This window comes from Candidatus Pseudothioglobus sp. Uisw_016 (assembly GCF_048087635.1).
Classification (GTDB): domain Bacteria; phylum Pseudomonadota; class Gammaproteobacteria; order PS1; family Pseudothioglobaceae; genus Pseudothioglobus.
Genome location: NZ_CP159806.1, coordinates 825,644 through 839,355 on the forward strand (window position 1 = coordinate 825,644; position 13,712 = coordinate 839,355).

Annotated in this window: 12 protein-coding genes; 8 read left to right on the forward strand and 4 right to left on the reverse strand. The window is 39.0% G+C overall.

All coding sequences use genetic code 11. The features are described 5' to 3' along the window. Position 1 precedes the first annotated feature (1 nt). A complete protein-coding gene (locus tag ABXT69_RS04115; protein ID WP_416679427.1) occupies positions 2-790 on the reverse strand; it encodes an IclR family transcriptional regulator in 789 nt (262 codons plus the stop codon). 161 nt (positions 791-951) lie between these two features. Between ABXT69_RS04115 and glpK the strand changes: the two genes are divergently transcribed. Next, positions 952-2,448 carry a glycerol kinase GlpK gene (gene glpK, locus ABXT69_RS04120; RefSeq protein WP_416679429.1) on the forward strand — a complete coding sequence of 499 codons (1,497 nt, stop codon included), beginning with the start codon at positions 952-954 and terminating at the stop codon, positions 2,446-2,448. A 62-nt stretch (positions 2,449-2,510) separates the two neighbouring features. Here glpK and ABXT69_RS04125 read toward each other — a convergent pair whose 3' ends face one another. The 3 genes from ABXT69_RS04125 to ABXT69_RS04135 are packed head-to-tail and all read right to left on the reverse strand — an operon-like array spanning position 2,511 to position 6,529. Continuing rightward, entirely contained in the window at positions 2,511-4,148 is a 1,638-nt protein-coding gene (locus ABXT69_RS04125; protein ID WP_416679431.1) for a Na/Pi cotransporter family protein, read from the reverse strand. Then, positions 4,145-5,710, reverse strand: a complete 1,566-nt coding sequence (glpD, locus tag ABXT69_RS04130) for a glycerol-3-phosphate dehydrogenase (protein WP_416679434.1) — start codon at positions 5,708-5,710, stop codon at positions 4,145-4,147. The genes ABXT69_RS04125 and glpD overlap by 4 nt, the downstream gene beginning before the upstream one ends. Before the next feature lie 27 nt (positions 5,711-5,737). After that, entirely contained in the window at positions 5,738-6,529 is a 792-nt protein-coding gene (locus ABXT69_RS04135; RefSeq protein ID WP_416679436.1) for an HAD-IIB family hydrolase, read from the reverse strand. A 341-nt stretch (positions 6,530-6,870) separates the two neighbouring features. Between ABXT69_RS04135 and ugpB the strand changes: the two genes are divergently transcribed. The 7 genes from ugpB to ABXT69_RS04170 all read left to right on the forward strand — a co-directional run bounded on the left by ugpB (position 6,871) and on the right by ABXT69_RS04170 (position 13,712). Continuing rightward, the gene (gene ugpB, locus ABXT69_RS04140; protein ID WP_416679438.1) at positions 6,871-8,181 is read left to right on the forward strand and encodes a sn-glycerol-3-phosphate ABC transporter substrate-binding protein UgpB; all 1,311 of its coding nucleotides are present in this window, start codon (positions 6,871-6,873) and stop codon (positions 8,179-8,181) included. 59 nt (positions 8,182-8,240) lie between these two features. Beyond that, complete coding sequence (gene ugpA, locus ABXT69_RS04145) at positions 8,241-9,122, forward strand: sn-glycerol-3-phosphate ABC transporter permease UgpA (protein WP_416679440.1); 882 nt, start codon at positions 8,241-8,243, stop codon at positions 9,120-9,122. 20 nt (positions 9,123-9,142) lie between these two features. Next, positions 9,143-9,979, forward strand: a complete 837-nt coding sequence (ugpE, locus tag ABXT69_RS04150) for a sn-glycerol-3-phosphate ABC transporter permease UgpE (RefSeq protein ID WP_416679545.1) — start codon at positions 9,143-9,145, stop codon at positions 9,977-9,979. 28 nt (positions 9,980-10,007) lie between these two features. Then, entirely contained in the window at positions 10,008-11,066 is a 1,059-nt protein-coding gene (locus tag ABXT69_RS04155) for an ABC transporter ATP-binding protein (protein WP_416679443.1), read from the forward strand. Positions 11,067-11,324: 258 nt separating this feature from the next. Further along, complete coding sequence (locus tag ABXT69_RS04160; protein ID WP_416679446.1) at positions 11,325-12,098, forward strand: DeoR/GlpR family DNA-binding transcription regulator; 774 nt, start codon at positions 11,325-11,327, stop codon at positions 12,096-12,098. Further along, a complete protein-coding gene (locus ABXT69_RS04165) occupies positions 12,095-12,307 on the forward strand; it encodes a hypothetical protein (RefSeq protein WP_416679448.1) in 213 nt (70 codons plus the stop codon). Before ABXT69_RS04160 ends, ABXT69_RS04165 begins: the two co-directional genes overlap by 4 nt. Positions 12,308-12,347: 40 nt before the next feature. Next, on the forward strand, positions 12,348-13,712 hold the full coding sequence (locus ABXT69_RS04170) for an 8-oxoguanine deaminase (RefSeq protein WP_416679450.1): 1,365 nt from the start codon (positions 12,348-12,350) through the stop codon (positions 13,710-13,712).

The following is a 13,712-nucleotide window of genomic DNA, read 5'->3' on the forward strand; positions in this document are numbered from 1 at the left end:
ATTAGTTGTTTTGTTCAGGAAAATTCCATGCACCAGCTTCTTTCCCAATTAGTTCTGAGGTCTTAAGTAGTTGAGGCTTAAATTCTTGAAGGCTCTCTAAGCTGTGAATGTCAATTGAGCTGGTGATTGATAAGCCGCCAATCACTCTCCCTTTTGAAGACAAAATAGGAGACGAAATACAAATAATTTTTACTTCATGTTCCTGTTTATCAAAGGCTATTCCTTGCTTTTTTATTATAGTTAGTTCTTTGCGAAGCGCTTTTTCAGAGGTAATTGTAAAATCAGTATATTTAAAGAATGCTTGTTTAGAAATAACTCTACTTAGCGCATCTTCATCTAAAAATGCCATCATTGCCTTTCCTACTCCAGTGCAGTATGCAGGGCCAACTTTGCCAGCTTGAGAGTACATTTCAATTGGTGAGCTAGGGTTTCTTTTGTCAACATACAATACTTGGCCATTATCAAGCTGAGCGAGGTGAACGGTTTCACTAACTTTCTCAGACAATTCATCAATAAATGGAAGGGCTATCGGGGCGAGAGAGCTCTGAAGCCAGGCTGCGTGTGCCATACGAACCAACTTTAGTCCTAGCTTGTAGGTTTGCTCCTCATCATTGTAGCTCAGCATATCTTGATTCAGGAGGGTTTGAAGGAGCCTATATAGTGTAGCTTTTGGATACTTGCTGGTTTTTAAAAGGCTTGAAAATCGAACTGGTGAGCCAATTTCTGCAACTTCATTTAAAACATCAAGTGCTTTGCCAACAGTTCCATCGCCCCGTTTCTCTTTTGCCATAACTTTTCTGGATAATAAATAAATAAATACATTAAATCAACTGTTGTATATGATTAACAGCTCATTTATTGATATAATTTTAGCAGATAATGTATACTATTTTGAATAAGTTTACAATAGTAGAACTAAGTTCCATTATTTGGAAATAGGAGTTTTTAATTATGTCCAAGTTAGATAAATATATTCTATCAATTGATCAAGGAACTACTTCATCAAGGGCTATATTATTTGATTCAAATTATCAAATTGTATCCATTGGCCAAAAAGAGTTTACTCAGTTTTTTCCACATTCAGGCTGGGTAGAGCATGATCCAGAAGAAATTTGGTCTTCAGTGCTTGATAGCTGCAATATTGCAATTAATAAGGCAAAAATTAATTCTAACCAAATTGCTTCAATAGGTATTACAAATCAACGTGAAACTACTGTTGTTTGGGATAAAGAAAGTGGGGTGCCTGTATATAAAGCAATTGTTTGGCAAGACAGGAGGACCTCTGATGAGTGTCAAAAACTTCGGAATCTTGGACATGAGGAAAGTGTTACTAAAAAAACTGGACTTGTACTTGACCCATACTTTTGTGCAACCAAAATCTCTTGGATTCTTGACAATGTAGATGATGCAAGAAATAAGGCTAATTCTGGCAAGTTACTTTTTGGAACAATAGACAGTTTTTTACTATGGCGCTTAAGTAATAAAAAAGTCCATTCAACGGATGCTACAAATGCATCTAGAACTCTTTTGTACAATATTCACGAAAGCCGGTGGGATGATGATTTATTAAGACTTTTTAATATCCCTAAATCAATGCTACCAAAGGTACTTGATAGCGCTTCCAATTTTGGTGATACCGATAAGTCTTTTTTTGGCTCTTCAATTCCTATCTGTAGCCTCATTGGCGATCAACCCTCAGCCTTGGTTGGTCAAGCCTGCTTTAAACCAGGTATGGTTAAGTCTACTTATGGGACTGGTTGTTTTGTTCTAATAAATACTGGAGAGGTTCCAGTTCAGTCAAATAATAAATTATTAACAACAATTGCATATCAAATTAATAATAAGCCATGCTACGCTCTTGAAGGATCAATTTTTGTTGCCGGGGCAGCCATCCAGTGGCTCCGTGATAAGCTTGAGTTTATTGATGCAGCTGATCAATCAGATGTTCTAGCTATGAATGCTGATCCAGGAGAAGATGTTTATTTAGTACCTGCATTTGTCGGTCTTGGTGCGCCTTATTGGGACTCTGATTGCCGAGGTGCTTTATTCGGTCTTACAAGAAATACAGGGCCTGCAGAAATAACAAAAGCCGCGCTAGAGTCTGTGTGCTATCAAACTTGTGACCTTTTGAATGCAATTTCTAATGACTTGGGGCATGATATGTTAAGTACTATTAGAGTGGATGGTGGTATGTCGGCTTCAAATTGGACTATGCAGATGCTTGCAGATTTAATAAATTTACCAGTTGAGCGTCCAAAAAATTTAGAAACTACTGCATTGGGAGCGGCTTATTTTGCTGGAATGCAGATAGGTTTTTATCCTTCTACTGAAGAGTTTGCAGAATCATGGAAAACTGAAAAACAATTTAGTTCAAAAATGTCTGATGCTAAAAGAGAAAGAAAGCAATTAGGCTGGAAGGATGCAGTGAGTCGAACTCTTTCTAAATAAGTAGTCTAGTTTAATTTCTTAATTATTAGACATTTTTAGCTGCTCTATTTTAAAGCTACTGCCTATATTTTCTGCTTCCACCCTGACTCTAGAATCTCACCTGAAGCAATTAAAATTGGATAAGCCACCGAAGATAAAAGACTATTTACTTTCTTGTAATCACGGATTACATCAATATGCATAGAGCTGGTTTCTAAACTATCAGTAATGCCTTTTCCAATCCTCTGAAGATGTTTAGTGACAGAGCGTTTTTCAAGATTATGGAGCTCTTGTTTCTTCTCATAAAGTACTCTTGCAAGCTCACAATCATCAGAAACAAAGGTATTAATGGCTAGATCATAATTTGAACAAACAACCTCATGTATAGAGATAATTTCATTTAATCCTTCTTTTGAAAACTGTATATGTTTATCAATTTTTTTCCCAGAAATATCCATTAAGCTGTTATTAATAATGTCGCCAATATGCTCCATGCTTGTTGTAAAGTTAAGGATATTTAAAGCTTTTTGAGTCTCTGTAGGCGTTAATTCTTCTTGTAAGATCCTTGCTATATAGAGTTTTATTGAATCAAATATGTTATCTACTATATCCTCATTTTTAATTACTTCACTGCGTAAAGCGATATTGTCATCTCGAAGAACAGCGAGTGAAGAGACAACCATTTTTTGTGAAATCTCAGCCATATGAATCGCTTCACGTTTAGCACTAGCAAGAGAAATTGCTGGCATTGCAAAATTATTTGCTTCTAAAAAACTAGGCTGACTAAGCTCTTTCTCCTGAAGATTAGAGAGCATTTTTGTTGCAAGCATAAGAATATTTTTAGAAAATATAACGCCAACAATAGCTACAATCAAATTTAAAGACAGGTGATAAATTGCAGGGAATAACTCAATAGAAACAAACTTTAATCCAAATGTGGCAACGAAGTCAACAAATGGATAAAAAGCCAAAATACAAACTACTCTTACAATGAGATTTGCCAGTACTGGCGTCAGCTCTTGTATGGATCCTCTCCAGTTTGAGATAAGAGGAAGCATCCCGCTTCCTAAATTTGCACCTAACACAAGGTATAGCCCCTCACTTACTCCAATCACACCTGTTGCTAGAAAGCTTACAGACAGCAAAACAATTGCTAAACTTGAGTATGAAAGATAAGTTAGAATCAATGCCAAAAGAATAAAGAATATGGGCTGATCCTCAAATATATTTAACAGCGCAGTAAATTGTTTTAGTTCTGATAGGCCGCCTGCAGTTGATGCAATTAATGAAAGAGCGAATAGAATTAATCCTAGTCCACTGATTGCCCTAAAAACATTTTGCCATTTGTTGACTTTAGAGCCAATAAAACCAAAAACGCCCATCGCTAAGAGCAGGGGGGCTAGAGTCGTAAATTTTTGAGAGGCAATAAGAACCGCTACTGAGGTTCCAACATCGGCTCCTAACATTGTTATAAAAGCAGAGCCAACACTGATAAGTCCCTGACCTGCAAATGATGCAGATATTAAAATGGCTGCTGTGCTGCTTTGCAGCAAAGCCGCAACCAGTAATCCTGATGTAAACGCGGGCAGGGTTTTGCCTTCTGATCGACGCGCTAAACTCTTTAGGTTGTTACCATAGGAGCGCATCACTCCAGTTCGAACCATTCGAAGACCCCACAACAGAAGTGCAATTGATCCTAAAAGTTCAATTAGTAGACTCATGCCTTAAGAACCTCTTTATTTTCTGAAGGTACTATATTTTCTGAGGATTGGGATTTTGTATTATTTTTTTTCAAAAATAAGTTAAGGTTTTCTATTTCTGTCTCAGAAAGTATTAATCCAAGCTTTGAGCGCCTAAAAAGAATATCATCTGAAGACCTAGCCCATTCATTGTTAATTAAGTATTGAACTTCAGCTTCATATAATCCACCTCCAAAATTTTCACCTAACGCATCTAAACTATCTGCATCACCAAAAATATCAAAAGAAATTTCTCCATATGACCTTGCAAGTCTTCTTATAAGTTCATTCGTAAAGAAGCTATATTTATTTTTTAACTTTGCTTCAAATTCAGAAAGAGTTGCAACTTTGATTTCTCCTCCAGGAAGGCGAGAATTTTCAGTCCATGGTTTGCCTCGTTTACCAAGGAAGTTCTCGATATGTTCAAGAATTGTTTCTGATAATCGACGGTAAGTTGTAATTTTTCCGCCAAAAATATTAATCATTAATGAGTAGTCATATTCCTTGGCTGAAACAACATAATCTCTAGTTGCCTCTTGAGCTTTACTTGCACCATCATCATAGAGTGGTCTCACCCCTGAATAACTCCAGACTATATCATTTGTTGTAATTTCTTGTTTTAAATAACTACTTGCTGACTCGCAGATATATGATTTTTCTTGCTCACTTATTTTTACTTGATCAGCTGACTTACCATGATCAATATCTGTTGTACCAATCAATGTGAAATTATCTTCATATGGAATTATAAAGAAAATGCGCCCATCTTTATTTTGGCAGATATATGACTTGTCACCCTCATATAGTTTGTTTACAACAATATGACTCCCTCTGACAAGACGAACATTTTTTGAATCTTTAACTTTAAAAGATTCTTTTAAAACCTTATCAACCCAGGGTCCAGATGCATTAACAAAAGCTTTTGCCTTAACAATTTCTACTTTACCATTTAAAGAGTTTTTTGTTGAGATTGTCCACAGGCCATTTGAACTAGTTGCATTTGTTACCTTTGTATAGTTTCTTAATGAGGCTCCTTTTGAGGCAGCGTCAACTGCATTTAATATGACCAATCTGGAGTCATCTACCCAACAATCTGAATACTCAAATCCAGACTTAAAAGTATCTTTAAGTGGAGAATTTGTTTTTTGACTGGCAAAATTTACATTACTTGTTCCTGGTAAAATTTTTCTGTGTCCTAAGTGGTCGTAAATTGCTAACCCCAATCTTAAGAACCATCTAGGTCTCATTCCTTTTGTATGAGGAAGAATAAATCTCATTGGCCAAATTATATGGGGAGCCATATTTAATAAAATTTCACGCTCCTTTAGAGACTCCTGAACTAGCCGAAACTTATAATGCTCAAGATAACGAAGACCTCCATGAATGAGTTTAGTTGAGGATGATGAAGTGCCAGAAGCAAAGTCATTCATTTCGCATAGACATACTGAGTAACCTCGCCCAGCAGCATCTCGAGCTACTCCAACGCCATTAATGCCTCCACCAGCTATAAATACATCATAAATTTTATCGTTTATATTTGACATTTATTTTGAACAAGTAAGTTTAAAAAACTATCTCCTTAAAAGTAAATCAGCAAGCTCAACAAACCCATCACCAGAGTGCTTTGATGTTATATATTTTGGTGGTTGATTTAATTCATCAATACAATTCATAACATTCGCTACTCCAACTGATTTAGCGAAATAATCGAACATCATTGAGTCATTTGGCGAATCACCAATAAAGAGAACTTCATTTTGTATATTTGATTTACTGATTCCAAATACTTGATCGAGTGTTGATAGGCTTGTCGATAGTTTGTTGTGGCTTCCAATCCAACAATTTATATGGATTGAACTAACCTTTGCCATTGCTCCAGCTTTTTCAGCAATTTTGACAATATCTTTAATCTTCTCAGGTGATAATAGTGATACGTCTTCAGCAAAATCAATAGCTAGGTCTGTGTGCCGATAATCCTGATCAGAAGCTAAGGCAGATCCAGAGACGTTTTTAAGGATGGAATTTTTAATATCATGAAGAGCTAGATGATTCTCTTTTCGCTCTATTGGAGTCTGACAATAGGTCTGCTGCATTTTTTTAGATTCATGGTTATAACTAAAGAAAAAAGCACCATTCTCTCCAACTACACCATTAACTGGCCACATCCTTGCAATGTGATCACACAAGCCTGCGCATCGACCCGTTACTGGAATAACGATAAAGCCAGAATTTGATAAATTCTCTAGAGCGCTATAAGCATTACTTTTTAGCCTCCCATCAGTGGTCAATGTGTCGTCTATATCTGTAAGAATGATTTTTACCTCATTCAGTTGCTGCTTAGACATAGCAGAAATATTATCCATTTGATCTCCTGATTCTTTAGTAGTAAGTAATTAGATTTGGCTTATTGATAAATTGGAATAATAATGCAATAAATAAAGACTTTTATTAATTATATGTTCATGTGAACAATTATATTGATATTCTACCATAATTAACCAAAATTCATGTGATTATTAGTGAAATATATCGCATAAAGACCTATTTTTTAATGGTTTGAATAATAATAATATTCAAAGTAATAATATTTAATGTTTATTTGTGGTATATTTAATTTGTAACAAAATAACTAATATTTAGCTGAAGTCATATCTTTAGGCTTCTTTTTTAACTAAGCATCTACAATGATGCAACGGAGAAAAAAATGAAAAATTATCTTTCAGGAGCATTGGTTGCTGCAACCTTGTTCTCACCAATATCATCAGCAGAGCCAACCGAAGTCCATTTTTGGCACGCGTTTACTGGTCGCTTAGGGGAGCTTGTCGCGACACAAGTTGGAGATTTCAATGCAAGTCAAACCGACTATACAGTCGTTCAAACTCATAAGGGCAACTATTCTGAAACTCTCAATTCCGGCATTGCAGCGTTCCGCGCGAACGAACAACCTCACATCCTTATGGTGTTTGAAGTTGGTACTGCAACAATGATGGCAGCCCGTGGTGCAGTCCGTCCACTGCATGAAGTAATGGAACTAAGTGGAGCATCGTTTGACCAGGATGCATATATTGGTGCGGTCAAAGGATATTATACTTCTACTGAGGGTGACATGCTATCCCTACCTTTTAATGCATCGACGCCAGTACTTTGGGTAAACCGTGATGCAATGGCGGCAGCTGGTGTTGACCCAGATACTGATCTATCGACATGGCAGAGCGTTGGTACAGCGTTGACTGCCTTAAAAGCTGGTGGGGAAGAATGTCCACTTGTTACTGCTTGGCAAAGCTGGATTCATCTTGAGAATCTCTCAGCCTATCATGACGTGCCTTTTGCCACTCAAGATAATGGCTTTGCAGGTCTTGACACTGAGCTGACTTTGAATGGTGAAGCACAAGTCGCACACCTTTCTGCAATGGGCCAATGGGCTAAAGATGGGAAGTTCATTTATACTGGACGTCGCAATGAGGGTGGAGCTAACTTCCGTTCTGGTGAATGTGCGCTGTTTACAGAAAGTTCGGCTGGATATGCGGGCATCAAAAAAGAAGCTACATTCGACTTTGAAGTTCGTCCATTGCCATATTGGAAAGGCCTTGGAAACAGTCCTCAGAATACAATCATCGGTGGCGCATCATTATGGGTCATGGAAGGTCATAGCGATGCTGAGTATACTGGTGCAGGTGAATTCCTAAGCTTCTTGTCATCAACCGATGTTCAGGCTCAATGGCATCAAGACACGGGATATTTGCCTATTACAGCTGAGGCAGGCGATGCAACGCGTGCGTCTGGTTTCTATGCTGCAAACCCAGGCACTGAAGTTGCTGTAATCCAGATGACGGCAAATAAACCAACGGCTAACTCTAATGGTCTACGTCTTGGATCTTTTGACCAGATTCGTGGTATTATCGACGAAGAGCTTGAAGGTATTTGGTCTGGAGATAAAACAGCTCAAGAGGCGATGGATAGCGCAAAAGAGCGTGGTGATGCATTACTGCGTCGCTTTGAGTCTGCAAATCGTTAAGACTTAAAAAACAACGGCAGGCCTCCTTTTGGCCTGCCTATCTTAAAAAGGAAGAGACTATGAATCAACGCGTCACGTTTCGTGGCTGGTGGTTGCCCATTTTACTTATTGCTCCACAAGTTCTTGTCTCTGCTGTTTTCTTTTACTACCCCGCCGGTCAGGCGATTTGGCAATCACTCTTCATTCCTGACCCCTTTGGCCTATCGTCCAGATTCGTGGGACTAGGTAATTTTGAATTTCTTTTTAGTGATAAATATTATCGTGCGTCCTTTGTGACGACTGCGGTGTTTTCAATCCTCGTATCGCTTTGCTCGATGATTCCAGCACTATTTCTTGCTGTGATGGCAGATCGGTTAATCAAAGGGTCTGGCGTCTACCGCACAATGCTAATTTGGCCCTATGCTGTGGCGCCAGCTATTGCAGGTGTATTATGGTTGTTTATGTTCAACACTCGCGTTGGAGTCGTGTCCTGGTATCTTGGACATCTTGGATATGATTGGAACCATGTCTTGAATGGAGGCGAGGCCATGGGCCTTGTCGTTATAGCCTCAGCTTGGGGGCGTATTAGTTATAACTTTCTGTTCTTTTTAGCAGCGCTCCAAGCGGTGCCCCGATCCGTTATTGAAGCAGCAGCAATTGATGGTGCTCGGTTCTGGAAACGATTTTGGACAATCGTTCTCCCTCTTTTGTCGCCAATTGCTTTTTTCTTGCTGGTTGTAAATATCGTTTATTCCTTCTTTGAGACCTTTGGCGTGATTCATACGATTACATCCGGTGGACCTCAGCAATCAACAACCGTATTAGTCTATAAAGTTTTTTCTGACGGGTTTATTGGTCAGGATCTTGGTTCGTCAGCAGCACAATCTGTTGTCTTGTTGTTTGTGGTGGGTCTGCTGACCATTATCCAATTTAAGTATATTGAAAAAAGGGTACATTACTGATGGCTAAAGACATACATGGAATGGTTGAAAAACGGGGTTCCGGTTTATGGCTAACTCATGTTTTTATGATTCTGGGCGTTCTGATTATTTTCTTTCCAATTTGGCTAGCTTTTGTAGCTTCCACCGTAACCCAACCTGAAATTGTGAAGCCGCCGATGCCGCTATGGCCAGGAGACCAACTTTGGGAGAATTACTCCAAGGCACTTTTCTCTGGTATCAACGTTCCTGTCTCAACGATGTTGGTCAACAGCTTTATAATGGCAATCAGCATAGCAGTTGGCAAGATTATCATCTCGCTGCTTTCAGCTTTTGCAATTGTGTATTTTCGCTTTCCAGGCCGCAATTTTTTCTTTTGGATGATTTTTTTAACTCTAATGTTACCTGTTGAAGTTCGCATTGTGCCGACATACGAAGTTGTTGCAAGTTTTGGCATGCTCAATAGCTATAGTGGTCTAATTTTCCCCTTGATTGCCTCAGCCACTGCCACATTCCTGTTTCGTCAATTTTTCTTGACAATCCCCGATGAGCTCGCCGAGGCCTCACGCGTTGATGGCGCAAGCCCAATGCGATTTTTTTTGGATATTGTGTTACCAATGAGCCGGACAAACATCGCAGCATTGTTTGTAATCTTATTTATTTATGGTTGGAACCAATATCTATGGCCTTTACTCATCACCACAGAGCCCGAGATGAATACGATTGTCATGGGAATTAAACAAATGTTTCCATCGGGTGATGACGTGGCTGAATGGCCCGTGATTATGGCTACTTCAATCCTCGCGATGATCCCACCTGTGATTGTCGTCGTTAGTATGCAACGACTGTTTATCCGTGGCCTTGTCGATAGTGAGAAATAGAGTACATTAATTAATAATAGGATCAAATATGGCTACAGTTTCCCTTAAGGACGTCAAGAAAAGCTTCGGTGTAACAGATGTTATCCAAGGTATTTCAACCGACATTGCAGATGGTGAGTTCATCGTAATTGTTGGACCTTCTGGCTGTGGTAAATCCACGTTGCTACGTATGATTGCTGGATTAGAGACTGTCTCGGCGGGAGAAGTCTTTATTGGTGGTGACCTTGTTAACGAAAAAGAACCTATGGATCGAGATATCGCCATGGTTTTCCAAAACTACGCGCTTTATCCACATATGACTGTGCGCCAAAATATGGGCTACGGACTCAAGATCGCCAAAATGCCCAAAGAGCAGATTGACGCCAAAGTTGTTGAGGCCGCCAAGTTACTGCAATTAGAGCCATTGCTAGACCGAAGGCCCAAACAACTGTCAGGCGGACAACGCCAGCGAGTTGCAATGGGCCGTGCGATCGTGCGCGAACCAGCAGTATTTTTATTTGATGAACCCCTCTCGAACCTTGATGCTAAACTTAGGGTCCAAATGCGATTGGAAATCCGCGAATTACAAGAAAAGCTTGGAGTGACATCACTTTATGTAACGCATGATCAAGTCGAAGCGATGACTATGGCAGATCGAATGATTGTTATGCGGGATGGGATTGCCGAACAAATTGGCACGCCCCTTGAGGTATATGAAACGCCAAGCTCAGTCTTTGCGGCGCAATTTATTGGAAGCCCCGCAATGAATATTTTTGAGGGAAGCTTAAATAGCCAAGACATCTATATTCGTGATACTAAAATTGGTCATGGGCTTAATAATGTAAATGGTCCAGTGAAAATTGGCCTACGCCCGGAACATTTGATTCAAGACCCTAATGGGCCGATGGAAATTGTAATCCAGAACTCTGAGCCGCTTGGAGCGAATACTCTCCTACACGGAAAACTGACGGCAACAGACGATACCATCACAGTCAGTATCCCTGGCGTATATTTTCCCGAAAATAAGAACACTAAAATGCGGTTTTCCATCGATCTAAAAAATATTCATTTGTTTGATCTGATTAGCGAAAAGCGATTAACGGTATGAGTATTTTTCGCCAGGCCAAGAGCTCATTAGTATTGAATCTACTTTTATTACAATTTTAGTCGCTGTGTTGGCAGACTTTTTCTTTATGCCTGCAATAATGAAGTTAATTATTAAAGACAAGACCAGTATGTAAGTATTATAAATTTTAAGTATAAAAAAGGTGCCTTAGGTACTATAAATTTTTAAATGCCTATAACAAATATAATTTGTTTATACATGGTAGAATTATAGTTCAAATGAACTTTTTTGATTATAAGAATGGATTTAACTGCTCGACAAGCTGAGATCTCAGACCTTCTTCGTCAAGAAGAGTTTATTACTGTTGAGACTCTGGCTGAGCGATTTGATATTACCACTCAAACAGTTAGAAGGGATATAAATGCACTTTGTGATTTTGGTCAAGCGAGACGAAAACATGGTGGTGTTGAATCCATATCAACTGAAGGTAATCTTGCTTATGGAACAAGGCAGGTTCTTAACAGAGTCGCTAAAAGAGCCATAGCAAAACATGCTGCCAAACTAATCCCAAATAGTAGCTCAATATCCCTTGGCCTTGGAACCACTCCTGAAATGGTTATGAGGGCACTTTTAAGACATAAAGATTTAAAGATTTTTACAAACAATTTAATAATTGCACAAACTGCAAGTACGAACTCTACTTTCGAAGTTAATTGCTCTGGTGGACGCATTCGTAGTGGAGATTTTGATATGATTGGAAGTCCTGTAGAGAGCTTTTTTAGTTCTTATATGACTGACTTTAGCGTATTTGGTGTTGGTGGAGTTGATATGGATGGAGTCCTTTTAGACTTTGATGATCAAGAGGTTCAGATTAGAAGGGCGATACTTAATAACTCACGAGAAAGTCTTTTAGTTTTAGATCACGAAAAGTTTGGTCGTTCTGCACATGTTCGTGGTGGACAAATTCAAGATGTGTCAAAAGTTATATGTGATCAAGAACCACCCAAAGAGATATGCCGGATTTTGAATGATTCTGAATCAGAGCTAATTATTTGTGAGAAGGAGGAATTATGAGTTTAATTGAAGTTAATGAAGAAATAGATGCTTCTGATCATCAGCTAGGTTCTGATAGCTATCTTTATGGTGAAACAATAGACAATCAAGAAATCTCTATAAAATTAAATACTCAAACCATTATCAAGAGCGGCGAGTCTGTTAAAGTTGGTTTTAGTAAAAAAGACACACACTGGTTCAATGAAAAAGGTGTTTCCCTTAATTTTTGACTGTGTATCATCAATTAATTAAGGTTAAGCAAATGCTGTTATGGTCGATATAAATGAGCCCGTTATTTGGATTAAAAACCCAGCAGCCGTCTTCGCACAGAATTGTGAGGGTGGTGTTGTTATTCAGGGCCAAAAAATTATTGAAATTGTTAAGTTAGGGCACAGCCCTAAAACTCAAATTGATGATACTTACGATGCGAGTGAAAGTGTCTTGCTTCCTGGTTTAATAAATACGCATCACCATTTTTATCAAACACTAACAAGAGCCTATCCAGAAGCCCTAAATAAAGAACTCTTTCCATGGCTTAAGAGCCTATACAAGGTTTGGGCTAATATTCAGCCTGAGATGCTGGCTGTTTCTACAGAGCTTGCGTTGTCTGAACTTCTCCTTTCTGGCTGTACTACCGCGAGCGACCATCATTACTTGTTTCCAAGCCAACTGGAAAATGCTATCGATATACAGGTGGAAGAGGCTCAAAAGCTCGGTATGCGCGTTGTTTTAACGAGAGGCTCGATGAGTCTTGGAGAAAAAGATGGTGGCCTTCCACCGCAATCTGTTGTTCAGACCAAAGAGCAGATACTGTCTGATAGTGAGCGACTCATTAAAACATACCACGACAATCAGGAAGGCGCAATGATTCAAATAGCTTTAGCTCCTTGCTCTCCTTTTTCAGTGACCACTGATTTAATGATAGAGACTGCAGCGCTTGCTGAGCAGTATGATGTTAGATTGCATACGCACTTGGCGGAGACGATAGATGAGGAAAAATTTTGTTTAGAGAAATTTGGCTTAAGGACGGTAGATTACCTTGAAAGTGTAGGGTGGTTGTCAGATCGTACATGGCTAGCTCATGGCATACACTTTAATAAGCAAGAGATAGAAAAACTAGGCCAGAATGGTGTTGGTATTTGCCACTGCCCAACTTCAAATATGATGTTGGCGTCTGGCATTTGTCACAGCCTTGAACTTGAAGAGGCCGGATCCATTATCGGTCTTGGCGTTGACGGCTCTGCCTCTAATGATGGCTCTAATATGATTGCTGAACTTAGACAAGCAATGTACTTACAGCGCTTACGATATGGCGCTTCCAAGATTACCCATCAAAAGGCATATGATTGGGGAACTAAAGGCTCAGCTGCGCTTTTAGGTAGGTCTGATATTGGTGAAATTGCAGTCGGAAAACAGGCAGACTTAGCTTTGTTTAAATTAGATGAACTTAGATTTTCAGGTAGTCATGACTCTTTAGCAGCGCTACTTCTGTGTGGTGCTCAAAAAGCAGATAGAGTTATGATTGCTGGTCAGTGGAAAGTTATGGATGGAAAAATTATTGGGCAAGATGAGTCTGAATTAATCAGTCGCCATAGCAATGCAGCAAAAAAATTACGCCAATTAGCTAGCGCATAA

What these genes read in the sequence shown, in the direction of transcription:
- ABXT69_RS04115 (WP_416679427.1), bottom strand. Translation starts at nt 790, where the DNA reads ATGGCAAAAGAGAAACGGGGCGATGGAACTGTTGGCAAAGCACTTGAT.
- glpK (WP_416679429.1), top strand. Translation starts at nt 952, where the DNA reads ATGTCCAAGTTAGATAAATATATTCTATCAATTGATCAAGGAACTACT.
- ABXT69_RS04125 (WP_416679431.1), bottom strand. Translation starts at nt 4,148, where the DNA reads ATGAGTCTACTAATTGAACTTTTAGGATCAATTGCACTTCTGTTGTGG.
- glpD (WP_416679434.1), bottom strand. Translation starts at nt 5,710, where the DNA reads ATGTCAAATATAAACGATAAAATTTATGATGTATTTATAGCTGGTGGA.
- ABXT69_RS04135 (WP_416679436.1), bottom strand. Translation starts at nt 6,529, where the DNA reads ATGGATAATATTTCTGCTATGTCTAAGCAGCAACTGAATGAGGTAAAA.
- ugpB (WP_416679438.1), top strand. Translation starts at nt 6,871, where the DNA reads ATGAAAAATTATCTTTCAGGAGCATTGGTTGCTGCAACCTTGTTCTCA.
- ugpA (WP_416679440.1), top strand. Translation starts at nt 8,241, where the DNA reads ATGAATCAACGCGTCACGTTTCGTGGCTGGTGGTTGCCCATTTTACTT.
- ugpE (WP_416679545.1), top strand. Translation starts at nt 9,143, where the DNA reads ATGGTTGAAAAACGGGGTTCCGGTTTATGGCTAACTCATGTTTTTATG.
- ABXT69_RS04155 (WP_416679443.1), top strand. Translation starts at nt 10,008, where the DNA reads ATGGCTACAGTTTCCCTTAAGGACGTCAAGAAAAGCTTCGGTGTAACA.
- ABXT69_RS04160 (WP_416679446.1), top strand. Translation starts at nt 11,325, where the DNA reads ATGGATTTAACTGCTCGACAAGCTGAGATCTCAGACCTTCTTCGTCAA.
- ABXT69_RS04165 (WP_416679448.1), top strand. Translation starts at nt 12,095, where the DNA reads ATGAGTTTAATTGAAGTTAATGAAGAAATAGATGCTTCTGATCATCAG.
- ABXT69_RS04170 (WP_416679450.1), top strand. Translation starts at nt 12,348, where the DNA reads ATGGTCGATATAAATGAGCCCGTTATTTGGATTAAAAACCCAGCAGCC.